The 24898-nt window shown below is 35.3% G+C and carries 30 protein-coding genes and 1 pseudogene; 4 read left to right on the forward strand and 27 right to left on the reverse strand.

Annotation, left to right across the window (positions count from 1 at the left end):
• Window positions 1-359: 359 nt before the first annotated feature.
• The 11 genes from C7P63_RS07355 to C7P63_RS07405 all read right to left on the reverse strand — a co-directional run bounded on the left by C7P63_RS07355 (window position 360) and on the right by C7P63_RS07405 (window position 5194).
• Window positions 360-863, reverse strand: a complete 504-nt coding sequence (locus C7P63_RS07355; RefSeq protein ID WP_125943522.1) for a sigma-70 family RNA polymerase sigma factor — start codon at window positions 861-863, stop codon at window positions 360-362.
• Between the two features lie 99 nt (window positions 864-962).
• Window positions 963-1145: a hypothetical protein gene (locus C7P63_RS07360; RefSeq protein ID WP_125943523.1), complete on the reverse strand. Its 183-nt coding sequence runs from the start codon at window positions 1143-1145 to the stop codon at window positions 963-965.
• A 46-nt stretch (window positions 1146-1191) separates the two neighbouring features.
• Window positions 1192-1728: a response regulator transcription factor gene (locus tag C7P63_RS07365; protein ID WP_125943524.1), complete on the reverse strand. Its 537-nt coding sequence runs from the start codon at window positions 1726-1728 to the stop codon at window positions 1192-1194.
• A gap of 61 nt (window positions 1729-1789) precedes the next feature.
• Window positions 1790-2719 (reverse strand): DnaA ATPase domain-containing protein, encoded by a 930-nt coding sequence (locus tag C7P63_RS07370; protein ID WP_125943525.1) that lies wholly within the window; start codon window positions 2717-2719, stop codon window positions 1790-1792.
• A 2-nt stretch (window positions 2720-2721) separates the two neighbouring features.
• Window positions 2722-3450: a helix-turn-helix domain-containing protein gene (locus C7P63_RS07375; RefSeq protein WP_165863798.1), complete on the reverse strand. Its 729-nt coding sequence runs from the start codon at window positions 3448-3450 to the stop codon at window positions 2722-2724.
• A gap of 2 nt (window positions 3451-3452) precedes the next feature.
• Window positions 3453-3806 (reverse strand): DNA replication protein, encoded by a 354-nt coding sequence (locus tag C7P63_RS07380; RefSeq protein WP_125943527.1) that lies wholly within the window; start codon window positions 3804-3806, stop codon window positions 3453-3455.
• Between the two features lie 20 nt (window positions 3807-3826).
• Window positions 3827-4063, reverse strand: coding sequence for a hypothetical protein (locus C7P63_RS07385; protein WP_125943528.1), 237 nt, complete (start codon window positions 4061-4063; stop codon window positions 3827-3829).
• Between the two features lie 115 nt (window positions 4064-4178).
• Window positions 4179-4427: a hypothetical protein gene (locus tag C7P63_RS07390; RefSeq protein WP_125943529.1), complete on the reverse strand. Its 249-nt coding sequence runs from the start codon at window positions 4425-4427 to the stop codon at window positions 4179-4181.
• Window positions 4420-4611, reverse strand: coding sequence for a hypothetical protein (locus tag C7P63_RS07395; RefSeq protein ID WP_125943530.1), 192 nt, complete (start codon window positions 4609-4611; stop codon window positions 4420-4422). Before C7P63_RS07395 ends, C7P63_RS07390 begins: the two co-directional genes overlap by 8 nt.
• Before the next feature lie 48 nt (window positions 4612-4659).
• Window positions 4660-4953: a hypothetical protein gene (locus C7P63_RS07400; protein ID WP_125943531.1), complete on the reverse strand. Its 294-nt coding sequence runs from the start codon at window positions 4951-4953 to the stop codon at window positions 4660-4662.
• A 43-nt stretch (window positions 4954-4996) separates the two neighbouring features.
• Window positions 4997-5194, reverse strand: a complete 198-nt coding sequence (locus tag C7P63_RS07405; protein ID WP_125943532.1) for a helix-turn-helix transcriptional regulator — start codon at window positions 5192-5194, stop codon at window positions 4997-4999.
• Window positions 5195-5334: 140 nt separating this feature from the next.
• Between C7P63_RS07405 and C7P63_RS07410 the strand changes: the two genes are divergently transcribed.
• On the forward strand, window positions 5335-6177 hold the full coding sequence (locus C7P63_RS07410) for a helix-turn-helix domain-containing protein (protein ID WP_125943533.1): 843 nt from the start codon (window positions 5335-5337) through the stop codon (window positions 6175-6177).
• Between the two features lie 57 nt (window positions 6178-6234).
• Complete coding sequence (locus C7P63_RS07415) at window positions 6235-7377, forward strand: site-specific integrase (protein WP_125943534.1); 1143 nt, start codon at window positions 6235-6237, stop codon at window positions 7375-7377.
• Between the two features lie 97 nt (window positions 7378-7474).
• Here C7P63_RS07415 and sufB read toward each other — a convergent pair whose 3' ends face one another.
• The 12 genes from sufB to C7P63_RS07475 all read right to left on the reverse strand — a co-directional run bounded on the left by sufB (window position 7475) and on the right by C7P63_RS07475 (window position 17939).
• On the reverse strand, window positions 7475-8878 hold the full coding sequence (sufB, locus tag C7P63_RS07420) for a Fe-S cluster assembly protein SufB (protein ID WP_424580146.1): 1404 nt from the start codon (window positions 8876-8878) through the stop codon (window positions 7475-7477).
• Between the two features lie 5 nt (window positions 8879-8883).
• Window positions 8884-9363 (reverse strand): Fe-S cluster assembly sulfur transfer protein SufU, encoded by a 480-nt coding sequence (sufU, locus tag C7P63_RS07425; protein WP_125943536.1) that lies wholly within the window; start codon window positions 9361-9363, stop codon window positions 8884-8886.
• Window positions 9350-10585: a cysteine desulfurase gene (locus C7P63_RS07430; RefSeq protein WP_125943537.1), complete on the reverse strand. Its 1236-nt coding sequence runs from the start codon at window positions 10583-10585 to the stop codon at window positions 9350-9352. Before C7P63_RS07430 ends, sufU begins: the two co-directional genes overlap by 14 nt.
• Complete coding sequence (gene sufD / locus C7P63_RS07435) at window positions 10585-11868, reverse strand: Fe-S cluster assembly protein SufD (protein WP_125943538.1); 1284 nt, start codon at window positions 11866-11868, stop codon at window positions 10585-10587. Before sufD ends, C7P63_RS07430 begins: the two co-directional genes overlap by 1 nt.
• 16 nt (window positions 11869-11884) lie before the next feature.
• Window positions 11885-12652, reverse strand: coding sequence for a Fe-S cluster assembly ATPase SufC (gene sufC, locus C7P63_RS07440; protein WP_125943539.1), 768 nt, complete (start codon window positions 12650-12652; stop codon window positions 11885-11887).
• Window positions 12653-12840: 188 nt separating this feature from the next.
• A complete protein-coding gene (gene mnmA / locus C7P63_RS07445; RefSeq protein ID WP_125943540.1) occupies window positions 12841-13968 on the reverse strand; it encodes a tRNA 2-thiouridine(34) synthase MnmA in 1128 nt (375 codons plus the stop codon).
• A gap of 149 nt (window positions 13969-14117) precedes the next feature.
• Window positions 14118-14462: a cysteine desulfurase gene (locus C7P63_RS07450; protein WP_125943541.1), complete on the reverse strand. Its 345-nt coding sequence runs from the start codon at window positions 14460-14462 to the stop codon at window positions 14118-14120.
• Window positions 14463-14527: 65 nt separating this feature from the next.
• Entirely contained in the window at window positions 14528-15673 is a 1146-nt protein-coding gene (locus C7P63_RS07455) for a cysteine desulfurase family protein (protein ID WP_125943573.1), read from the reverse strand.
• 125 nt (window positions 15674-15798) lie between these two features.
• Window positions 15799-16344: a cysteine hydrolase family protein gene (locus tag C7P63_RS07460; protein WP_125943542.1), complete on the reverse strand. Its 546-nt coding sequence runs from the start codon at window positions 16342-16344 to the stop codon at window positions 15799-15801.
• A 15-nt stretch (window positions 16345-16359) separates the two neighbouring features.
• The gene (locus C7P63_RS07465) at window positions 16360-17055 is read right to left on the reverse strand and encodes a 5'-methylthioadenosine/adenosylhomocysteine nucleosidase (protein WP_125943543.1); all 696 of its coding nucleotides are present in this window, start codon (window positions 17053-17055) and stop codon (window positions 16360-16362) included.
• A 20-nt stretch (window positions 17056-17075) separates the two neighbouring features.
• On the reverse strand, window positions 17076-17360 hold the full coding sequence (gene macP / locus C7P63_RS07470; RefSeq protein ID WP_125943544.1) for a cell wall synthase accessory phosphoprotein MacP: 285 nt from the start codon (window positions 17358-17360) through the stop codon (window positions 17076-17078).
• Window positions 17361-17378: 18 nt separating this feature from the next.
• Window positions 17379-17939 (reverse strand): NUDIX hydrolase, encoded by a 561-nt coding sequence (locus C7P63_RS07475; RefSeq protein WP_125943545.1) that lies wholly within the window; start codon window positions 17937-17939, stop codon window positions 17379-17381.
• 186 nt (window positions 17940-18125) lie between these two features.
• On the opposite strand from C7P63_RS07475, the gene C7P63_RS07480 reads away from it, so the two are divergent.
• Complete coding sequence (locus C7P63_RS07480; RefSeq protein WP_125943546.1) at window positions 18126-18839, forward strand: 5-bromo-4-chloroindolyl phosphate hydrolysis family protein; 714 nt, start codon at window positions 18126-18128, stop codon at window positions 18837-18839.
• Complete coding sequence (locus C7P63_RS07485) at window positions 18829-20019, forward strand: toxic anion resistance protein (protein ID WP_125943547.1); 1191 nt, start codon at window positions 18829-18831, stop codon at window positions 20017-20019. The genes C7P63_RS07480 and C7P63_RS07485 overlap by 11 nt, the downstream gene beginning before the upstream one ends.
• 77 nt (window positions 20020-20096) lie before the next feature.
• Here the strand turns inward: C7P63_RS07485 and C7P63_RS07490 are convergent, their stop codons facing one another.
• From C7P63_RS07490 to C7P63_RS07505, 4 genes and pseudogenes are all read right to left on the reverse strand, one after another.
• Complete coding sequence (locus tag C7P63_RS07490; RefSeq protein ID WP_125943548.1) at window positions 20097-20363, reverse strand: hypothetical protein; 267 nt, start codon at window positions 20361-20363, stop codon at window positions 20097-20099.
• A 15-nt stretch (window positions 20364-20378) separates the two neighbouring features.
• Window positions 20379-22667, reverse strand: coding sequence for a bifunctional glutamate--cysteine ligase GshA/glutathione synthetase GshB (gshAB, locus tag C7P63_RS07495; protein WP_125943549.1), 2289 nt, complete (start codon window positions 22665-22667; stop codon window positions 20379-20381).
• A gap of 368 nt (window positions 22668-23035) precedes the next feature.
• Window positions 23036-24022, reverse strand: a pseudogene (ftsY, locus tag C7P63_RS07500) (signal recognition particle-docking protein FtsY); the annotation flags it as partial.
• A 45-nt stretch (window positions 24023-24067) separates the two neighbouring features.
• Window positions 24068-24883 (reverse strand): Cof-type HAD-IIB family hydrolase, encoded by an 816-nt coding sequence (locus tag C7P63_RS07505; RefSeq protein ID WP_125943551.1) that lies wholly within the window; start codon window positions 24881-24883, stop codon window positions 24068-24070.
• Between the last annotated feature and the right edge of the window lie 15 nt (window positions 24884-24898).

Below are 24898 nucleotides of genomic sequence, written 5' to 3' on the forward strand. Positions count from 1 at the left end.
TCAGATAATAGGTGGTTCATGTATCAACCTCCTATCTTTCATAGTTTCATATATTTTTGTATCAAGTACGGATTTGTCATGATTTATAGTATCTTATAGCTTTCCACTCATCGAGTTGTTTTGTAATTTAAGTCAATAAATTACTATCATTCTTCGAGTTTTGTTTTGAAAATATTGGCAATTGTTGGCTTCTTTTATTGTTACTTCAAACTAATCACACTAACAACTCTCGCTTAATAAGACATAATAAGTTGCAACAAATGATGCAACGCAACATAAAAACGTTGCAACGCTCCGGTTTATCGAATTGTTACATACTAGATTGTTTTTAAAGGGTGCGTATCGTGTTTGTTTTGAAATCATTGTGATATTGCACCTTCTTTTATCGCTGTACTTATCTTTTTCTTAGCCCGATTAATATATGATTGGACCGTCCCTTTTGAACATCCGTATAAATCCGCTACTTGCTGGTAAGTGTGACCATTGGCATAAATATCAATAAAAGTCTGTTGTTCCTTGTCTGTAAGTAATTTCAAGGCATTATCTATTGTTTCAATTTGAGAAGGCTTTAACTCATCATCATTTCCCCCACCAATAAGAACTACTGCATCTTTATGATACTGGGTAACTAAAGACACATCAGCCCAATACTCAGTGCGTTGTTCATAGGAACGTTGTGATATATCCCTGTTTGGTGGCTTCTCATGACCATTCTTTAACCAAAAAAGAGAATATTCAAGAGATGAAATCATCCCGCTTATGGTCTTTTTGTCGGGATGTTCTGGATCCATTACTTTATATCTTGCTCTCAGATTTGAGAGTGTGCTTTTATATGAATTAATAATAAGTTCTTTATCAGTCAACGGTCTTCCTCCTACGACAACAAAAAAGAGGACACCTCAACAAACGTATTTCTACGCTGTTAAGATGTCCTCCAAGTTCTTTGGTTGGACTGTATTTAATTACTTGTAATCAGGTAGCTCCTCAAATCTTGTGGCATCTCTGACGCTTTCAACTCTTATCGGTATACCATCCTTTATTTTTATGATTACTTCCCCATAGTTTGGTGTCACTACTAACTTCTTCACACCATTTTTTATAAGAATAACTCCATTCTCTGACTCTCTCAATCCCTTATCTATCATGCATTTCTCCCTTTACTACTTAATCTATTTTCTTGGCCACAATGATTTAATAATCACCTTCAGCAATGTCATTCATCAAATCATCTAACTCAACTTGTAACATCGGACGACTTTCCTCGTTAAACTTGATACCGTTTATTCTGCAATATTGCTTTATCGTATTTGGTGATTTATCTAGCTTCTCGCCTATCTCATTCACTGTGAACCCTAATTCAGCTAAATAGCCTAATTGTTCCCTGTATCGTTTCAATTTGATTTGTGACTTAGCTTTAACAGTTAGATTCAATGTTTTAAGTAGCTGCTTCACATCATCATCAAAGAGATCTAGCTCAAAAGCTATTTCTCGTACCGATAGCCCTTGCTCTACGAAAAGAACCATCTCTTTTGCGTATTTTATAGCCATTTCGGTTTGATATTCGGATAAATCCAAAGATAATTCAGTTAATGACTGATAGGTTCTGTTATACGAGAACATAACAGAATTAAATGATTTAGCTTCTTTTATCAATTTATCAAAACTATTCGTAATTGATTTAACTCGCTTATCTATCTTGTCTAGTTCTTCCACCTCTGACTTCCTCATTTCTTTTGTGTGCTAATTTATAAAGTTATTCGACTTATTCATTATGAATCTTTTTAAGCTCTTAAATCGGCTTATTTACTCTTTTATCATTCGTGCCAGTAAATAGAATGGCATTATTCTCTAAGCCATCTTTTAATCTACTTTCAATACGATCACCATAAGCAAGCTTTATTCTGTTCTCGCTTAGGTTAGTGGTAATTATAGTTACCTTACCTTGTCTTGCTTCTAAAATGGCATTCAAAATCTTTGTTACTGAATCGCTCGCCTCAGTCTTGCTATTAATCTGACCTAATTCAGAACCCAAATCATCTAACACAAGAACATCAACTCTATTAGCAAGCTCCTTGAAATAATTGTCAGTGTACCTATATGTTTGGTATTCCAAATCACTTAACCCATATCCATTATGAATTTTGCTGATCATTGCATGGATTGAGATAAAAACGCATGACCTTGCTTTTCCTTGTTTATAGCTATCCTTATTCACTCTGTCGAGGATAGCCATAGCAAGATGACTTTTCCCTCTACCCACTTCCCCAACTAAAAGATAATTGTTAGTATCACCACTTAGAATACTTGAAACAATACTGACGGCTTTTTCTTTTAAAACCTTTGTTGCTTCATCCGTCACTTTAAACGTTTCAAAAGTAGCCTCTTTAATTGTTGAGTCTACTAAAAGACTCTTATTTTTTAACATTTTACTCGTAGTTTCTAATCTGTGACCTTGTTCAGCTTTTAGAATCATTTCACTTTCTCGCTCAATAGTCCGCTCTTTTCGACACTCAGGACAATAAACACTACCTGTTTTGGTATTTTTTAAAATATCAATTGGATAAGAGCCTAATTCTTCATCAAAGGGGACCACTTCTTTTAAATTATAAGAAGTTCTTCCCATATTTTTCTTAACGCTCAAAGAGTGCTTAAAGCATTGCTCTCCTGTTTTTTCAGTAAGTCTATTTAGCGTATTTCTAAAACTTCTTGATGTTTTCATAGCTAACCTCCTGCATACTTAGCCCAATCACTGAAATCATTGTCATTATTTTGTTTAGCTGTGATTACATATTCATCATCCCAACATTTTTGATTGAACCAGGTACTACCTTGTTTGATATATTGTTGTTCCGTCTTTTGAACTTCGATTTGTTTCAAGTAATTGTTTAGACCGTTTAAGATAGTTTCATCCGTCACACCATCTTTAATAGCTTTTTGATACGATTTAAAAGCTTTATCCTTTCCTTGTTTCTTTGGATAGAATTTCCAAATTGATTCAAAAGAATTATTAAGTCTCTCTTTGTCATCGGTTTTTGATGACATTTGATCTATATTATTATATGTATTATTAATTGTAGTATTAGATGTATTATTATCTTTAAACTTTTCTTTAATAGGTGCTTTAACTTTTCTTTGTGAGGTATTAAAGTTTTCTTTAATAGGCTCATTAACTAATCTTATATGCCTATTTAAAATTTCTTTAGTACCCTCCTTGTAATTCATTTCAACAAATATATACCCTTTTTCTTTTAATTGACTTACCCATTTTGAAACGGATATTTTACTTACTCCGTATAGCTGAGCAAAGTAATCATTACTTGCCCAGCAATATCCATTTTGATTACACAAGGCAGTTAATTCACCATAAAGCAACTTAGCATTAGGGCTTAAGTCCTTGTCATATCTAACGTTTGACGGTATTATCGCATAGTAATTTGGCTGTTCAGTCACCTCTAAACCTCCAATTCACTTTGCTTAGTAGTTACTACTGCAGATTTCCAATTAATCAAATCAGCTTTTTCTACTCGGTCAACACGTATCATCATTTCTTTAATTTGAGACTTAACCGCCCTGGTACCTAACCTTAATTCTTCTTGATTGGTAGGTATATAAACACCACTTTGATTGTTGCCACGGAACGCACAAATAGGCACTCCGTAGCTGATTAGTCGGTTTATAATCTCTTGTATTGACCTCATATCTAAATCAATGAGAGATGCTATTTCTTTTAAATTTCTTCTGTTGTCCATTCCTTGTGGTACTAAATTAAGAACAGAACTTTCTATCACACTTAACACTCTAGCCATAAATCATGGACCTCTTTTCTTTATTTATTTCTTTTTTCTTCAATAAGTTTTAACTCATACTTGTCCAGGTTATCGCCATGAGCTTCTGCCATTAATTGAATACCATAAATTAAACCATGCAGGGCACTCACATCTTGCATCAGTACATTTTCTTTAGAGATGTGATCACTGACAAAAGCAGCTAGACCCTCCAATGCACCAGTTAACATATTTTTTTCTAGTAATAATTGATTTAAGTTAATTTCTTCGTTATTCAAATGAGTATCCTCGTTTCTCAAATTTAGTTTTTATGATAAACTTGATACTAAGAAAGCTTGTGGAAGTTATTCTTAGTATCGTCCTTTGGAGTACGTCAATACTTCAAGGGACTTTTTACTTTTCATCGCTTAAAATTTCCTGTGCTTCATCAATATATTTTTCGATTGCTATTGCTACTAAACCTTTGGAACGTTCTAAGGCACTCTCAGTTGTCCGTTTTGTACCTATATCATCGGTTATGGTAACGGAATACCTATTACCTTCTTCTAGGCTTAAGACGTTAATCAGTGTTTCCCTGGCTTCATCCAGTAGATTCTTTACTGTTTCATTCTTACCGACTTTAAACTCAACAATTTTACTCATTAATCATCCTCCTACTCCTTATATTTTTCCTTGTATAATTCGCTTCTTCATAAGCCATAAAGAAAATTAAAAACAACGGCACACCTAAAATAGCTAATAATTGGCTGTTTAAAGCTCCTAAAATCATTCCTAATACAAAGACACCTAATAACGCTCCGAATCGTCTAACCTTACACATTTTCATCTCTCCTTTGATGTTTTAACAACTTACAATCTCACACGTCCAAATGTTTTATTTTTGATAGTTGTTAATGATCCATTTTAAGCAACTTGGAATGTGGTACATCGGCTTGTTATCCAGTAATACAACTGGCAAGCCCTTTTCTTGTAACCCCTTCAAGTAGTTAACACTCATGTTTAAACGTTTTGCTGCTTCCTTCTGATTTAGTAAATCAACATTTAACTTACTATCTTGCCTAGCTTCTTCGATTGCTAATTGAATAGTCGCATAAGCTCTTTCATACACTTCCTTCTCAAATTGCTGGAAGAACATCTCAAATGCTGATTGTGTTTCTATCTGTTGCATTTTCCGCCCTCTCTTCTTTATTTCAACTTTACGAAACTTTAGATTAAAAAAATATTGAGTCTATTGTGATATTTGGAAATAAAGGTTTCAACATTTCTTTGAACATCACTTTCTCTTTATCAGAAAATTGTGTCTGACCTTTTTCTTTTTTCCAATAAGCTTGTTTTGAAATACCAAATTCTTTCGCCATATCATCTTGTGTCATTCCTAACATTTTTCTATATCCTGGTACTTTACTCACTAAGCCACCTCCTTTATCAACTTTACGAAACTATTGTATAATTTGTTTTTTGATTTGTCAATAATAAAAGTAAACTTTACGAAACTTTATGTTTATTTCTATAATCTTTTAAGTTATACTTGATTTCTAGGAGTGATTATATGGAAATCAATAAAACTGAAGTAGGAAAACGTATATCAATCATCAGAAAAAGTCTAGGTAAGAACATGGATGAATTTGGAGAATTGGTTTCAGGAGCATCTAAAAGTAATGTGTCTAAATGGGAAAATGGTGTCTCGTTACCTAGTAACGAACGATTGAAAATAATTGCTGAAATTGGAAATACAACAGTTGAAAATCTTTTACATGGAGAACAAATAACTTTAGAAAAATTATATGAAAATGCAAATCCAAAAGAAGTTGGTAAAATAGTTAAATACGCTAGACTTTATTGGGATAATGATTTATTCGATTTCTCTAAGTTAATAAACATGAGCTTAAAACTTTGCAATCATGCTGAATTAATTTCTGAACAAAAGTTAAAAGAAATTGAAAAAGGGATTACATTGCCTACTTTAGAACAGTGTGGTGTAATTGCAGGATTAATAAATGTACCTACTGAAACCTTTTTAAGAGGTGAAATAGGAGCCAACTATAATTATCAAGTTGCTAAAAATATGCTTTTAAAAATAGGTTATCAAGCTGAAGATAAAATTCTTTCAGACGTAATAAACGCGTTAAATCAAACTGAAATATTGAGAGTTCAGATTGCAGACATTGCTCAAATGTATGCTAATAATTTAGATAATCCTACTGTATATATCAAAGATACTAATAGCCTAATTGATTATTTAAAAAACAAGCAAACTATACTAGAATCTATCGTTGAAAGTGATAGTATGCCTGAAGAAATGCAAATGGATTTTGGTATTGAAATTGCAAATATATCTCAAGAAATCAAAAAAATTTACGCATATAAAGAAATTTTAAAACCTGACCTATAATACTTCTTATCCCCTTACATCTCACACGTCCAAGAGAATACAGGAGGATGAACAACCATGGCACAATTTAAACAATACGAACTAAAGAACGGATCTAAGAAATGGCTTTTTAAAACCTATCTAGGAATTGATGAGGTTACAGGAAAGCAGCTAACAACTACAAGGCGTGGATTTGATACACTGAAAGAGGCAAAACTAGAGGAAAAAAGACTACAACATGAGGTTATTGAGAATGGATTTAATCGTAAAAAGGTGATTACATTTCAAGAGTTGTATGATACCTGGTTAGAACAATATCGCTTGTCGGTCAAGCCATCTAGTGTGGCCATAGCTCAAAGGTATGCCAAAAATCAGATATTGCCTGTCTTTGCTAAGATTAAGCTCGACAAGTTAACTGTTTCTTTCTGTCAAAAAGTCGTTAATGGCTGGCACAAAGAATATAAACAATATTCATATCTGAGAAAACAAACATCTCAAATATTAAAGTATGGTGTATCTATTGAGGTTATAAAGGATAATCCAATGGCTAAGACTACCCTTCCACGTAAAAAAGAAGAGGATAAGAAGATCAATTTTTATTCAAAAGAGGAACTCAATGAGTTTTTAGACTTCACAGAAGGTATAGCAAACTATAAGATTTTTACTTTCTTTAGAATTTTAGGCTATACAGGAATGAGAAAAAGCGAGGTTTTAAGCCTTCAATGGAAAGACGTAGACTTTGATAACAAAACTCTTAATATCGGTAAAACGTTGGCTATTGATGAGTTTAACAAGGTGATTATCCAAGAGCCTAAAACAACTGCATCAGTCAGACAGATTTATATTGATCAAGAAACAATAAATATCCTCAAAAGATGGCGAACCACACAAAGGCAATATTACTTTGCTAGAGGTATTAATATTAGAGATGATAAACAATTCATGTTTACAGATACTAAGAACCGTTTGTACTATCCTCAAATAGCTAATGACTGGTTAAAATGGCTTTACCGTAAAAACAAAGATTTAAAAGTTATCACACCTCATGGATTTAGGCACACACATTGTAGTTTACTTTTTGAAAGTGGTGTGAACATCCAAGAAGTCCAGGAACGACTAGGACACAAAGATATAAAAACCACAATGAACATTTATACCCACGTAACAGAAAAGGCAATCAAAAAGACTGGTGATGTCTTTGCTAAATTTATGGAAAATTGACCCCGTCAAGGTCAAAATCAAGGTCACTCTTGATTTAACACAAAACAAAAAAGCTAGGAACGTCTATACAACAACGTTTCTAGCCTATATATAAATATTAACCCACTGACCCTTCCATCTCATAACTAATCAGACGGTTTAATTCAACAGCATATTCCATTGGTAATTCTTTCGTAAATGGTTCTACAAAGCCCATGACAATCATCTCTGTAGCTTCTTCTTCTGAAAGACCACGACTCATTAAATAATACAGTTGTTCTTCAGAGATTTTAGATACTTTAGCTTCATGTTCTAAAGCCACTTTATCATTATGAATTTCGTTAAAAGGAATAGTATCACTCTTAGATAAGTCATCCATAATAATAGTGTCACATTCAATGTGTGATTTAGAACCTTCACTATTTTTACCAAACTTGATTTGGCCTCGGAAGTTCACTTCTCCTCCGCCTTTTGCAATTGATTTAGATACTACAGAACTAGAAGTGTTCGGTGCGTTATGAATCATTTTTGCCCCAGTATCTTGAATTTGATCTTTATTAGCAAAAGCAATAGATAACATAGTACCTCGAGCCCCTTCTCCATCTAAGAAAACACTAGGGTATTTCATGGTAGTTCTAGCTCCTAAGTTTCCATCAATCCATTCAACTGTAGCATTTTCATCTGCTCTAGCACGTTTAGTTACTAAGTTATACACGTTATCTGACCAGTTTTGGATGGTAGAATAACGACAGTATCCGTCTTTATGTGTGTAAATTTCTACAATAGCTGCATGTAAACTACTGCTTGAATAAGTCGGTGCAGTACAGCCTTCCACATAGTGAACGCTAGCCCCTTCATCCACAATAATTAATGTTCGCTCAAATTGTCCCATTTTTTCTGCGTTAATTCTAAAGTAGGTTTGTAAAGGAACTTCACATTTAACGCCTTTTGGTACATAAATAAACGTTCCACCTGACCAAACTGCTGAGTTAAGTGCCGCTAGTTTATTGTCAGTAGGAGGGACTAATTTAGCAAAGTACTGTTTGAATAAATCAGGATATTCTTGTAAAGCAGTATCTGTATCTGTAAAGATGATACCTAATTTAGAAAATTCATCTTTCATGTTGTGGTAAACCACTTCTGATTCATACTGAGCAGCAGCTCCTGCTAAATATTTTCGTTCTGCTTCTGGAATACCAATTTTTTCAAAAGTTTCTTTGATTTTATCCGGTACATCATCCCAGTCTCGCACACTTTCATCACTGGCACGTTTAAAGTATGTTAAATCGTTAAAATCGATATCAGATAAATCTGGTCCCCATGTTTGCATAGGCATTTTATTAAATGTTTCTAGTGATTTTAACCGGAATTCTAGCATCCATTCTGGTTCATTTTTTATTTTAGAAATCTCACGAACTACTTCTTCAGTTAAACCTTTACCGGTACTGAAAACATCTTGCATATCTTCGTCGTGAAATCCGTATTTATATTCTTCTAATTCAGGTACATTTGTGTCACTCACGTCGGTCACTCTCCTTTATCCTCCCTGTGTAACTGCTTAGAGACTGTGGTGTCTTGTTTTTCTAAAATACCTTGTTCTAAGGCTTTCCAGCCTAAAGTAGCACACTTAATTCTAGCAGGGAATTTTGCCACACCTGATAACATAGCAGCATCTCCTAAGTCATCTAAGTCTCCTGTTTCATTTCCTTGAACAAGCTCTGAAAATTGTTCAATTAACACCAAAGCTTCTTGTTCTGTTTTACCAATGACTGCATCTGTCATCATACTAGCACTGGCTGTACTAATCGAGCAGCCACTACCATCAAATCGCATATCTTTTATCACACCGTCTTCGATATGAAGTTGTAATTGAATAACATCGCCACAGGTTGGATTGTTCATCTCAATTTCATTAGTAGACTCATCCAAAACTCCGTGATGGTGGGGATGACTGGAATGGTCTAAAATGACTTGTCGGTATAAATTATCTAATTTAGATAAGGCCATTTTGGAAAAACTCCTTCGTTGCAAGAATAGCGTCCACTAAACGATCCGCATCTTCTTTTGTATTGTAAAAATAAAAACTAGCCCTAGCTGTTGCAGGAACCTTTAAATATTGAAGTAAAGGCTGAGCACAATGATGACCTGCTCTAACTGCCACACCTTCCATATCAAGGGCAGTGGCCACGTCATGAGGATGTAGTCCCTCAATATTAAAAGCAATCACTCCAGTATGATCTTTGGGATCTTTCGGTCCGTAAATCGTGACACCCTCGATGGCTTCCAGTTTAGGTAGCACATAAGCCACTAATTCTTGTTCATATTGGTGAATAGTATCCATGCCAATAGCTGTTAAATAATCAATCGCCGCTCCCAAACCAATGCCACCAGCAATGTTCGGCGTCCCTGCTTCAAATTTCCAAGGCAACTCACTCCAAGTGCTTTCTTGTGGATAGACAAAATCAATCATCTCTCCGCCAAATTCAACTGGCTCCATTTTTTCTAGCAAGGCTTGTTTTCCATAAAGAACCCCAATGCCTGTTGGACCACACATTTTGTGACCACTAAAGGCATAAAAGTCTACATCTAACTCTGTTACGTTGACTGGCATATGGGGAGTAGATTGTGCTCCGTCCACCACCATCACCGCTCCGTGTTGATGGGCTAATTCTGTTAATGTTTTAATAGGATTAATGCCACCTAATACATTCGAAACATGGGCAAGAGACACAATTTTAGTTTGGTCTGTAATTTTAGCTTTAGCATCTTCTAAATCTAAATAGCCATCATCTGTCAACTCAATGTATACCAGTTTAGCTCCTTTGCGCTTGGCTAATTGTTGCCAAGGCACAATGTTAGAGTGATGTTCAGCGTAAGAGATGACAATTTCATCTCCCTTTTCAACAGCTAAATCTCCGTAACTTTTCGCTACCCAGTTTAAACTAGTAGTCGTTCCTCTAGTAAACAAAATTTCTTTGGTACTTTTAGCCTGAATAAACTGTTGAACTTTTTCTCTAGCAGTTTCATAACTTTTAGTTGCTCGTTCTGCTAAGGTATGCACACCTCGATGGACATTGGCATTGTCTTGTTGATAATACGCTTCAATCACATCTAAAACTTGTTGAGGTTTTTGCGTCGTAGCAGCATTGTCTAAGTACACTAAAGGCTCATCATTTACTTGTTGTTTTAAGATAGGAAAATCTTGACGCCAATGATCCAGTGTTTGCATTAGTTTAACTTCCTTTCAATTACTTCAGTTAATTCTGTTCGAACTTCTTTTAGTGGAATAGCGCCAATCACGCTGCCTAAGAAACCACGAATAACTAAACGTTCTGCCTCAGCTTTATGTAATCCACGACTCATTAAATAATACATTTCATCTGGGTCTACTCGTCCAGCACTAGCAGCATGTCCTGCTGTCACGTCATTTTCATCAATCAGAAGAATGGGATTAGCATCTCCTCTAGCTTTATCTGATAACATCAACACACGACTTTCTTGTTGCGCATCTGAGCCTTTTGCTCCTTTGATGATGTGGCCAATTCCGTTAAAGGTTAGCGTACCTTTTTCACGGATAACGCCGTGTTGAATGATGTGTCCTACTGAATGGCGACCATAGTTAGTCACTCTTGTGTCAATTCCTTGCGTTTGTTTCCCTGAACTAATGGCTACTGCTTTCAGTTCTGCATGAGAACCTTCTCCTATTAAATCAGAGTCAAAATCAGCTACCACATTACCATCGTTCATCACACCTAGGGCCCAGTTAATGGTTGCATCTTTTAATAGGTGTCCTCGGCGGTTCATGTAAGTATACACATTCTCCCCTAATTGATCGATAGCAGAGAATTTAACTGTGGCATTATTTTTAGCAATCACTTCTACCATGATGTTAGCTGTTTGTTTTGTTTGACTAGTGCCTAGTGTTTGGTAACGTTCTAAGTAAGTCACCTGACTATTTTCTTCTGCTACAATCAGCACATGTTTAACAAAGTTAGCTTCACTGTTAGCTTGGTGGAAAAATAACGCTTCCACTGGTTCTTCTATCACAACATTTTTCGGAACATACAAGAAAATACCACTATTCATAAAAGCAGCATGAAAAGCTGTTAACCGATCTTCATCGTATTTCACTGCTAGTTGCATATAAGCTTTTTTCACTAACTGAGGATGTTCTTGTAACGCGGTAAAAATATCCGTTAAAATAACTCCTTGTTCAATTAAACTCATCGGTAGTTGCTCAATCACTGTAGTTTGACCATTTTGAACAATTAATGGGCTATCTTTTGTTTCATCAAAAGAATAAACGGCTCCTTCTGTTAAGGGTTCATAAAAATCTGCTACCTGAGTTAATGGCCAGCGGTTAAAACGAACGCGTTCAATATTTGGTAAAGCTAACTCTTTTATTTTTTCTAATGCGCTAAGACGCAAGTTAAGCATCCAATCAGGTTCTCCTTGATTGACTGAAAAAGATTGGATGTCTTCAAGATAGTTGTTCCAGTTTGTGTCACTCATTATCTTGTCTTCCTTTCTATTTTTCAGTTAATTCAATCCCTAATTCTTGACTAATACCTTCGTAACCTTCAGCTTCTAAACGTTTTGCTAATTCAGCGTCACCTGTTTTGACTACTCTTCCGTCCATCATAATATGAACCACATCAGGAGTAATATAGTTTAATAAGCGCTGATAATGGGTAATAATCATTGCTCCAAAGTTATCTCCACGCATAGCATTGACTCCTTCAGACACAACTTTTAGTGCATCGATATCTAATCCTGAGTCAATCTCATCTAAAATAGCAAAAGTTGGTTCTAGCATTAATAATTGTAAAATTTCATTTCGTTTTTTCTCTCCACCTGAGAAACCTTCATTTAAATAACGTTCTGCCATTTCTTCTGGCATATTCAATAAATCCATTTTTTCATCTAATTTTTTAAGGAACTGCATGACAGAGATTTTATCATCTTCAGCTCGCTTAGCATTCATCGCTGCTCGCATAAATTCTGCATTAGTAATACCTGCAATCTCACTTGGGTATTGCATAGCTAAAAATAGACCTTTACGTGCTCGTTCATCTACTTCAAGCTCTAATATATTTTCACCGTCTAATAAAATTTCACCTTGGGTTACTGTATAATTAGGGTTTCCCATAATCGCTGCTGAAAGAGTCGATTTTCCTGTACCGTTAGGGCCCATAATGGCATGGATTTCACCTGTGTGCATCTTCAGGTTAACTCCCTTTAAAATTTCTTTATCTTCTATTGAAACATGTAAATCTTTTATTTCTAAAATGGACATGTTATTCCCTCCAACTAATCAAATTTCAAAATTTGTCAACTGCTTTCATTTTATCCTAATTGAGAATGAATTTCAAACGATAATACACAAAATGAGAAGATTCTTGTTTTTTTGTGCTAAAAGTAGGGATTCCATTTAGAAAGATTCTAATTAAAAAAGACTTTATCCCGTAAGATAAAGTCTTTTGTTTATACGTATTGTCTTTCAGTTTCTCCGTCAAAGGCTGCATCAATTGCTCCGCCGCCTAAGCATTCTTCTCCGTCATAAAAGACTACTGCTTGGCCAGGAGTAATAGCACGAACTGGTTCATCAAACACAACCGTAGCTTTAGTTGGATCTGTTTCGTCTAAATAAACAGTTACCCCAGTATCTTTTTGGCGGTAACGGAATTTAGCGGTACATTTAAAGGTAGTTGGTTTTGCTTCGTTTGTAGTGAAGTGAATACCACTTGCTTTTAAATGAGTGGAATAAAGCAGAGGATGATGGAAACCTTGACCAACGATTAAGGTATTAGTCGCTAAATCTTTTCCAATAACAAACCATGGATCATTCGTTTTTCCACCGCCACCAATGCCTAATCCTTGTCTTTGGCCAATGGTATAGTACATTAAACCATTGTGCGTGCCTTTTTCTTCTCCGTCAACTGTTAGCATTTTACCAGGTTGAGCAGGTAAATAATGACCTAAAAATTCTTTAAAGTTCTTTTCTCCAATAAAACAAATACCTGTAGAGTCTTTTTTGTTAGCTGTGGCTAGTCCTGCTTTTTCAGCAAGTTCTCGGACTTCTGGTTTTTCCATATCCCCTAGTGGAAACATGGTTTTAGCTAGTTGTTCTTGGGATAATTGACTTAAAAAGTAAGTTTGATCTTTGTTATTGTCTACCCCTCTTAACATATGGGTGACACCATTGTTATCTCGGCTCACACGTGCGTAGTGACCTGTTGCCACATAATCTGCTCCAAGTGCCATTGCATAGTCTAAGAAGGCTTTAAATTTAATTTCCTTATTACACATCACATCTGGGTTAGGTGTGCGTCCTCGTTTGTATTCATCTAAGAAATATTCAAAGACTCGGTCCCAATATTCTTTTTCAAAATTGACAGAATAATAAGGAATCCCTATTTTATCTGCCACTTTAGCTACATCCTTATAATCTTCTGTAGCTGTACAAACACCGTTGTCATCTGTATCATCCCAATTTTTCATGAAAATACCAACAACGTCATACCCTTGTTCTTTTAACAGAAGTGCTGTGACCGATGAGTCTACACCTCCGCTCATGCCTACGACAACCTTAGTTTTAGAATTGTCTGCCATTTACATCACCATCATTTCAAATAGATTCTGAAAATTTCTACGATTTGAAGGTCGGATTTTTTCAGTAAAATCTATTATATACGCTTCTGCCTATCATTGCATCCTTTTTAACCAAAAAAAGAAACAGATTGCTCTGTTTCTTTGAAAAACTATTCAATTTTTTCAAAACAACCTCGTTCAATCATTTCATCTAAGGTAAAGTAGAATTTTTCTTGTTGGTCTTTAAATTTATCCCCTTTGAAAATATTCATACTTTTCATTCCGTTAGCTGTTGTAATACTCATTTTTAATGTTTTTAAATCTTCTGCTACAGTAATTTTTAACCGAAATCCTTGTTTATCTGTTACAAGGCCTTCTAATGGACGATTGTACTGAAAGTTGCCGGAAGCTGTTTCGGTAAATCCTACATCTTTAAACGTAAATTTACGTGCACTTGGACTCACTGCATAGTTAACAGGACATCCTTCCACTGTTGCTTGCTTTGAAAAAGCCATCTTTGCCACCTCATTTATTCTTTTTCTCTATTATAATATAAATGTAAGGGTTTCTCTAGTTTTCGTTATTTTTTTAACTGAGTAGCAACACTTGCTAGAGCTTTGGCAAATTTAGTGACATCTTCTGTGTTATTACCGTAACCAAAGCTAATCCGAATAGACTCATCTAAACTAGGATGATTTTTACCATACATCGCTTCAATCACATGGGAAGGATCAATATTTCCCGCAGAGCAAGCTGAACCAGTTGAGATAACAAATCCTTCTAAATCAAGACGCATTAACATTAAGTTATTAGGTACACCTTTTAACCATAAATTTAATACATGAGGGGAAGCATGTTCTTCAGATCCATTAACTGAAAAATCAACTTGGGCCTCGGTTAAGGTTTGTTTAATGATGTGATGAAACTCTTTAAACAGTTCTTTGCGTCGTAATTTTTCTTCATCATCTAATTGGCTAGCTGCGACAGCAAAAGCGTGCATCCCAGTAATATCTTCTGTTCCAGGACGTTTCTTTCCTTCTTGTTCTCCCCCATGTAAAAGAGTAGGAAGTGAAATTCCTTCTTTTACATATAAAAGTCCAATCCCTTTTGGTCCATTAATTTTATGAGCAGTTGCAGATAAAAAGTCAACCTTTAATTCTTTCACATTGATACTTTCTAAGCTAAAAGCTTGCACTGCATCTGTGTGAAAATAAGCTGGATGATCTGCTAATAATTCTCCTACTTCTTTAATAGGAAACATTACCCCTGTTTCATTGTTGGTATACATCATCGATACTAAAATAGTATCTGGGCGTAAGGCTTGTTTAACTTGTTCCACAGTGATTTCCCCTGTTTGACTAACTGGTAAATAAGTCACTTCAAAACCTTGCGTTTCCAAAAAGCGCATAGTTTCAAGGACTGCTGGGTGTTCCACTTGGGTAGTGATTAAATGCTTACCTACTTCTTTTCGGCTCATAGCTGTTTGCATAATCGCTGTATTATCACTTTCTGTTCCACCACTAACAAAAATCAGTTGATCCTTGGCTGTAGCATGGATATAAGTTTTAAGAGTTAGTCTTGCTTCTTCCATCACATGATAAGCTGTTCGGCCGTAACTATGAATACTAGATGGGTTACCAAAATTGTCTAACGTATCAATAATCGCTTCTTTCACTTTAGGATGAAGAGGCGTTGTTGCTCCGTTATCTAAATAAATAGCTGTCATAAGATCGCTTCTTTCTAATTCGTTTTGTAGAACCATTCTATCACTAAGTCCTTCAAATAATAAAGTAAAAAAAATGAGAGATGACTGTCACCCATCTACTCACAGTTTTTCTCTCATTTTTTTATTCAAATAACTTTAGCGCCTAAACTATTTTCAAAATGCTCTAAAGCCCAAGCATGACCTGTTGGATTAAAACTAGCCACTGCTGCTTCATGCACCACAATATCATAGCCTAAGTTATACGCATCAATTGCTGTATGTAAAATACAAATATCGGTACAAACACCTACTAAATGAAGTTCAGTAATGCCTCTTTCTCTTAAACGAATATCTAAATCTGTTCCACTAAAAGCGGAATAGTGACGTTTGTCAATCCAATATACATTACTAGCTCCTTGATATTCTTCATATAAGCTAGCTAATTTTCCATAAAGATTGCGTCCCTTTGTTCCAATAACGTTATGAGGAGGGAATAGTTTATTTTCTGGATGATAGGTATCTGTTGGATCGTGAGCATCAATTGGAAACACCACAAAATCGCCTGTTTCTAGAAACTCTTGTGTCACTCTTATCAGATCCGCTTCAATAACTTGACCGGCTTCCCCTGTAGTTAGTGCCCCGTCTGTTGCAACAAAATCATAGGTATAATCAATATTTAATAAAGCTTTCATCTGTTATTCTCCTTTTTAGTAAGCTAATTGTTTAATACAAGCAATAACCAATTGAGCAGAGCGTTTACCTGCCTCTAAAATAAACTCGTCAAAATTGATATGGGCATTTTCATCTCCAACATCACTCATAGCTCTCAGCACAACAAAAGGTACTTGGTATTGAGTGGCTACCTGAGCAATAGCCGCTCCTTCCATTTCATTAGCTAAAACTTCTGGGAAAATGCTTTTAATTTGATCAATTTGTTCTGGACTGTGAACAAAGGTATCTCCTGTTACGATAAGTCCTGTATGAGCTCTAACTTCTTGACTCTTAGCGATTTGTTCTACATATTGAACAAAAGGCTCATTAGCTTCATAATAAAGAGGCATGCCTGCCATTTGACCTGGAGCATAACCAAATGCCGTCACATCTACATCAAAATAAGCTAAACGATTAGAAATCACCAAATCACCAATTTCTAAACTTTCACCAATTCCACCAGCGGAACCAGTATTAATTAACATATCTACTTGGTAATGACTAATTAATAATGTAGCCGTCACAGCGGCTAAAACTTTTCCAATCCCTGATTGAACTACAACTACTTGATGATCCCCAATTTTACCTGAGATAAACGTAGCACTGGCTTCTTGCCATTCAGTTGGTTCTTGCATTTCCTCTCTTAATAGGCGAATTTCTTCAGCCATTGCCCCAATAATTCCTATTTTCATCTATTCCTAACTCCTTTTTTCTACAGTCTAAAAATAATAATCCCCATAATAATTAATAAAATTGTCACAATAATAATGGCTTTGGTTAAAAAACTACTTCGTTCATTAATTTTTTGATTCCGTGCCAGTCGTCCTCCCTCAGTGGGCGGTGTTAAATCTGAAGGGGTCTTTTGAGAACGATCTTTCTCTCGTAAAGCCTCTAGACGTTCTTTGTCTAGTTTCGTTAACCGACTTAAAGTACGTTCTTCTTCTTTTTTCATCTCACGAATTTTTGAGCGGGTTAAGATTGGGTCTTTTTCCCCCATTTAAGGACTCCTTTCTTCTTACAGTTCACCAGACTCTGTCATAGCCTGCCAAGTTTGAATAGCCATAATGGTTTTAGCATCATAGATTTCTCCTTGTTTAATCCCTGCTTTTGCCTCTTCTAACGTATAAGCTACTAATTGAAGAAATTCATCTTCATCTTGTGCTAATGGGTCTTCTACTTTAACTAAGTCTGTAGCTAAATAAGTATGCATGATTTCGTTACTAAATCCTGGAGACGTGGCATATTCTGCTACAAATTGCCATTTTTCACCTTGATAGCCTGTCTCTTCTTCTAATTCCCGTTTAGCTGTAGCTAATGTATCAGTATCTTCTGGATCGATTTTACCAGCAGGTATTTCTAAAATAGTGCGTTCTAAAGGCTTACGGAACTGTCTTACAAATAACATTTTTTTATCGGAAGTAAGTGCCATGATAGCAACTGCTCCTGGATGAAGGACAATCTCCCGTTGACCTTTTTCATGGTTAGGCAATTCCACTTCATCTACTACTACATGAATCACATTACCAGTTAGAATTTCTTTTCGTGTCAGTGTTTTTTCAACTAAATTATCTGTCATCTTCCCTTTTCTCCTATCTTAGGCTACTTATGTTGTTTTTATCATACCTTTCTTCTTTCTTTTGGTCAATTCTTCTATTATCATAGGGGTAAAAAGACTGAGTGTAAATCCATCTTACGACGGATACGCTTTTTTAAAGGCTATGATAAACTAAATATGTAATCACGGAGAACAGGAGTGAAAAAAATGCGTCGATATAAATGGTCGATTATCTTTACAGGTTTACTTGCTTTAATTGGTGCCTTAACCATTGTCAGTCTATCCAGTTCCTTTCTTAAAGGTATTTTAGTGTTAAGCATTTGGCTACTATTGATCAGCTTTATCGCTAATCGGCTAGAAAAAACACCGAAGAAAAAGAAAAGAAGAATGCCAGAACCTAGTGATGACCTACTAGATCATTACTATAAGGTTGGTATGACTGATGAAGAAATCATCTTTTTCAGAAACACAATGGCAGCTACCAAAAAACAAATTCAACTACTAGAACAACAAATGAATCAAGTGCCAAAACTAAAAGCGATTAATTTAAGACATGATACATTAATTGCTGCCAAAGGTATTTTTAAAGAGCTAGTTAAAGAACCAAGAAAACTTCACCGAGCAGATCAATTTTTATATACTCATCTCCCCAATTTAGTCGAGTTAAGCAAAAAATACATAGAGATTAATAACCACGATTTAAAAAACAAACAAACTTATCAAGCCCTTGATAAAAGTGCTTCCGTGATTGATGAATTATCTCAATTAGTCCTTCGTGACTATGAAAAAATTGTGGCAGATGACTTAGAAGATTTAGAAATTGAAGTTTCTCTAGCAGAAAAAAATATTCAAAAAGATACTGATTGGTTCAATGATTTTCAGCAAACAGAAGACAAAGGAGGTTCTTTTGATGACAGATAATTTACATAACACAGATGCTGTATCCTCTGTTAATGATACCTTAGATGACTTACTAACCAATCCCTTCGATATAGATACCGAACATCCTCATGGGACGCAGCAACCAGCAGTCTCTTCAGATAAAAAAGTAGCGACTTTACTGGAAACTTTACCAAAAGAACGACAAGAACAAGCCAAACAATTAGCGGAACAAATTGACGTTAATGATTCCCAGTCTGTATTAGCTTACGGCGCTGCTGCTCAGCAAAAATTAGGAGACTTTTCTCATACGGTATTAAATCATGTCCAAAATCAAGATGTTGGACCGATTGGAGAGTCATTAAATGAACTCATGTACCGTTTAAACGAGGCCAATCCTGAAGAGTTGGAAGCCCAAGATAAAAATATTTTCAAACGTTGGTTCGGTAAAGTCAAAGAATCTATTTATGAAACTACCGCTCGCTACCAAAAAGTAGGAGCTCAAATTGATAAAATTGGGATAAAATTAGAAAAAGAAAAAAATGGTTTATTAAATGATAATATGCTACTGGAGCAGCTGTATCAAAAAAATAAAGATTATTTTGAAGCTTTAAATATTTATATTGCTGCTGGAGAATTAAAAAAAGAAGAACTACAAACAAAGCTCATTCCTGAAGCAGTGAAAGAAGCAGAATTATCTGGCGATCAAATGGCAGTTCAAAAAGTGAATGATCTCAATCAATTTTTAGAACGATTAGACAAACGAACCTATGATCTTTATTTGGCTCGGCAAATTACTATTCAACAAGCTCCCCAACTTAGAATGATTCAAAATACTAACCAAGTTTTAGCTGAAAAAATTCAAACATCTATTCATACAGCTATTCCTTTATGGAAAAATCAAGTTGCGATTGCCTTAACTCTCTTTAGACAAAAAGATGCTGTTGCCGCTCAAAAACAAGTCTCTGATACAACCAATGAACTACTCAAGAAAAATTCAGAGATGCTTAAAACTTCGGCTATTGAAATTGCCCAAGAAAATGAACGTGGCGTAGTGGATATTGAAACCTTGCAACAAACTCAAAATGATTTAGTTGAAACTATTCAAGAAACCTTACGTATCCAAAAAGAAGGTAAAGAAAAACGCCGTGCAGCTGAAATAGAGCTACAAACTATGGAAGCTGATTTAAAAAATAAATTACTAGATATGACCAAACAATAAAAAAGCACTCAAGCTTTAGAAGCTGTCCCATTTTGATGAGGCAGCTTCTCTGATTAAGCTGAGTGTTTTTGTTTATTCTATTTTTTAAGGCTAGCTCCCACATGATTGGCTAAGTAATAAATAAGCCCTAAAACTAAGCTAGAAACTAAATAAATCAGCAGGAAAGTGCCTAAGAAAGTCACTAATGCGAGTCCTTTGTCTCTTTCTTGACTGAACTCTCTTAGAAAACTTCTAATTTCGGTAAAGTTTGTCAGACTTTTTCTGATTAATTTAATACCTAGAATAAGCCCAACTAACTGAAAAGAGCGGGTAAGTGCTTGTTTCCATGTCATAACTTGCTGCATAACTAGCCTACTTTCTTAATCTTTCGGTAGCTCTTTAAATAGTAAATCAAGTACATCTCTAGTCAAGCGGCGGCCTTTTCCGCTTTCAGGATAGGCATGCATATGCATGGCAGGATTAAAGTTAGCTTCAATAATGGCATAAGAATCAGAGTCTTTTTTGCCTTCTTTTTTAGGGTCAAAAATGATTAAATCCATGCCTGAAATCACAGCACCTAGCGACTTAGCTGCGTCTCCTGCAATCTGTTTGTAACTATCTAACATCTCTTCAGTTACATCAATAGAATCACCACCGGTACTAACATTAGAGTTTTCTCTTAAATAGGCTGTCACTCCTTTTGGTAAAACAGTCTCAGGAGTATACCCTTGTTCTTTTAACATAAGGGTTTCAATCGTGCCTAATTCAATTAACTGTAAAGGTGCTCGGTGATGAGTGCCTCTTAATGGATTTTTATTTTTATCTGCTACTAGTTCATCAATCCGTTTAACCCCGTCTCCTACTACATTGGCAGGTACTCTTAACATCACGGCTTTCACTTGTCCATCAATTGTAAAGAAACGGTATTCTGTCCCTTCGATAAACTCTTCTACTAAAACAGCTTGATCTTCTTTAAAAGCAATTTCAACTGCTTCTTGGTAAGCTTCAAAAGAAGCCCCTTCTTTAAAAATAGAAATCCCGATCCCATAATTAGTTGATTTGGGTTTAACTACAAAGCCTTTGTTTAAAAATAGTTCTGAAGCATTCAAAGCTTCTTTTACACTACTAAATTCTCGGCCTCTAGGGACTTTAAAACCAGCTTGAGCTAGTAATTTTTTAGTAACAGTTTTATTTTCCATGATAAGTGGCACAATGTAATTATCTAGACTTGTCATGTTTGCTTTTTTAACGTATTCCACATGATCTGCATAACTAAGGCGTAAAATTTGATCTTGTCTATCTAAAACAGTAACATCAATTCCTTTTTGAATAGCATCAAACATCAAGATTTGGGTAGATAGCTCCATATCTCTGAAACCAGCTAATTGGTAAGGTTTTTCTAAAGCCTGGGCTTTATTTTTCCAACCTAAAACTTTTCCTAAATCAGCATTAGCTAAACCTTCCTCATACTCTGTTACCAGTTGACCACTTAAAGTTTTCTGAGGATTCTCAAGTAACTCCTCGACCCAATTGATTAATTCACATTCGTTTTCCAATAAATGAAGAGCTTTGGCCATCTCTTTCATCTGGGTAAGAAGCATGTGTCCTTCTTCGTAATAACTTGTTTTAGTTAGAGGGTGCTCTAAAGAAACCTCATTATTTCGTTTATTTCCGACTTTTAAAAGCTGGTCAGCATCGGTTTCTAATGGATCAATCCAAAGCATTAACATTAAGAAAAATTGTAAAAATTCAATGGTTTTTTCATCAATCCCATAAGGCGCAAATGGATTTAAATCGATATTTCTAATTTCAATATAGTGAATACCATGTTGTTTTAAATCCGCTACCCGTTTCTCTCCTCTTAAACGAACAGGTGAATAAAATTCTTTTTCTTCAGATAAAACACCTGTTTCTACTAACCGGTGAATATCATCTACATATCGGTCAATGGTTTCGTAAGAAACAAACACATCATCATGGTTAGTATAGCCAAAATCACTAGTTCTTAAACTTCGAACAGGTTCTTTAGGTTTGCGGTGATGGCAATCTGTAAAATAGCCAGGTTCTGAAACAGGAGCAGCACCTAACAAGTAAACAATCAACCAGCGGTAACGTAAATAATTTCGCGCTACTTTCAAATAGACATTGGTTTCAAAAGATACATAATCAGCATAGCTAGTTTGCTCTTGATAAAGCTGTTGTAAAAATTCTTTAGAAAATTCAAAATTATAGTGAATACCACTCACCATTTGCTTACGTTTACCATAAGCTAAAGCGAGATAACGACGATAAAGAACATCCTCATTTCTTTCTAGCTTAGCAATCATAATATCTTCTTCTTTTTTTGGTAAAGCAGGCGGCATACTTAGGGGCCATATCGCTTCTTCTTCTGGTAAAGAACGCAAAACAACCTCGTGAATCGCTGCCAAATAGTTTAGCACCTCTTTAGCTGAATCTGCCACTGGGGTTATTAACTCTAATTGAGTTTCACTGAAATCTGTCTGAATAGAAGGATGAAAGTTCCGATTACCAAATATACTAGGGTGATCAGTTTTGGCTAAATCTCCCTCTTGATCCATCCGTTGACTTTCTTTTTCAATACCAAATCGACCTTCTTTAAATAGAGGACGTAGGCTTTCTAATTGTAATAAGGGTTTGAGTGTTTCCATATAACTCCTCCTCTCCTTTGTCTTTATTTTTTTATTATACCATTTTATAAACAAAATAGTTAAAATGAGTTCATCTACTAAAATAGCAAAAAAAAAGCCAATTGAACAAGTTTTTGACTCTAACTAGCTAAATTGCCCTAACTGCTACTTTTTAATAGCTAAAAAACACATAAGAAAAGGTGTTCTAACACAACTTTTCTTATGTGTTTCTATGTGTATGATAAAATCTCTAGTAAGTCTTTTTATTCGTCTTCTTGAGTCTGGGAATCCTCTATTTCGGCTTCCTCTTCTTCTACTTCAGCTGATGCTTCCATCTCAGTTGGTTCTTCTAAAGTAGTCGCTATTTCTGGCAAATCACCAGTTGGAGTCAATAAATCCTTAAATAACCCGTAAATAAATTCATTAGGGTCAAAGGCTTGTAAGTCATCAATGCCTTCTCCTAAACCAACTAATTTCACTGGTAAATGTAATTCATTTCGGATAGCCAATACCATACCACCTTTAGCTGTCCCATCCAGTTTTGTCAAAACTAAGCCAGTCACATCAGTTGTTTCTTTAAATTGTTTTGCCTGAACCATAGCATTTTGACCAGTAGTAGCATCTACTACTAGTAGGACTTCATGAGGGGCTTCAGGTATTTCTCGTTGGATTACTCGTTTAATCTTTTCCAACTCTTTCATTAAATTAACCTTGTTTTGAAGACGTCCCGCCGTATCTACGAGTAAAATATCTGCTTTCTCTTCTTTAGCTCGTTCAATCGCATCATAAACAACTGCCGCCGGATCACCGCCAGCTTTGCCTCGCACCACTTCAACGCCAGCTCGTTCTCCCCAAACAACTAATTGGTCAATCGCTCCAGCACGAAATGTATCCGCTGCTGCCATTAATACTTTTTTACCTTCTTCTCGGTACTGATTGGCTAATTTTCCGATACTAGTTGTTTTTCCAACGCCATTTACTCCGACAAATAGCATCACAGTTAGCCCTTCTTCTTGAAGGTTTAACTCATTGTTTTCTTCCATGCCTTGAGCTTCATAAATCTCTACTAATTTTTGAATAATTGCTTGTTGGACTTCTTCTGGTTTTTTCGCTTTTTTCAATTTAACTTCTTGTCTTAACTCATCAGAAATACGTAGAGCTGTCTCAAAACCTACGTCTGCTGTAATCAATGCTTCTTCTAAATTTTCAAAAAACTCCTCATCAACCGTTCTAAAATTAGCCATAAATTCATTCATAATATCTGAAAATGACTTTCTTGTTTTAGCTAAACCTTTGTCCATCTTTTCAGCTGATTCAGTTAGTTCAGGTTCTTTTCCACCTGTAAAAGCTTTTTTTATCTTATCAAAAAATCCCACAAGATCACTCCTTTTCTCTTAATCTTCCGACTTATTTATAACAACTTAACCTAGCACAAATTTTTCTACTGCATAGGCTACTCCGTCTTCGTCATTGGTTTTAGTAATATATTGGGCTTTTTCTTTGACTATATCAGAGCCATTAGACATAGCTACTCCACAACCAGTATACTCAATCATAGATAAATCATTTTCTTCATCTCCAAGACCCATCATTTCACTGGCTGTAATTCCTAAGTAATCCCCTAAAATAGCTAAACCATTGCCTTTTGATACTTGTTTTGGCACAAATTCAAATAAATTAGCACCTGAACGAATAACGTTATACTTTTCTCGGTAATTAGCTGGTACTTGAGCTAATTTTTCAGTAATTTTATCAACAGGTCCTGAACATACTACTTTATTAAAGTTCATCTCTGCTGTTAACTGATGAATAGTTTTAGGAACAAAGGTAGAAAAATGATTTAACTGGTCATATATGGAAGGTTCATTTCCCTTAGTTCCATCCAACGTATAAGCATAATTATCTGATAACACATCTGCTGTCATGCCTAGTTGATCAATAATTTGATAAACTTCTTTCACGTCTTCTAAGGACATCGTGATTTGATTTAACACTTTACCTGATGCATTTTCACGGATAACTCCCCCATTAAAAGTAACTGTATAATCTCCCTCTTCTACTAACCCTAAAGTTTCCAAATGGCTTAGTACGGAGATAAGTGGACGACCTGTACATAAAACCACTTTAACCCCTTGCTTTTTAGCTTCTTTTAAAACCTGTTGATTTTTTTCAGAAATTTCTTTTTGACTATTTAAAAGGGTTCCATCCATATCAATCGCTACTAATTTTATACTCATGTGATAAATCCTCTC

Source organism: Vagococcus humatus (genome assembly GCF_003950325.1).
GTDB classification, from domain to species: domain Bacteria; phylum Bacillota; class Bacilli; order Lactobacillales; family Vagococcaceae; genus Vagococcus_C; species Vagococcus_C humatus.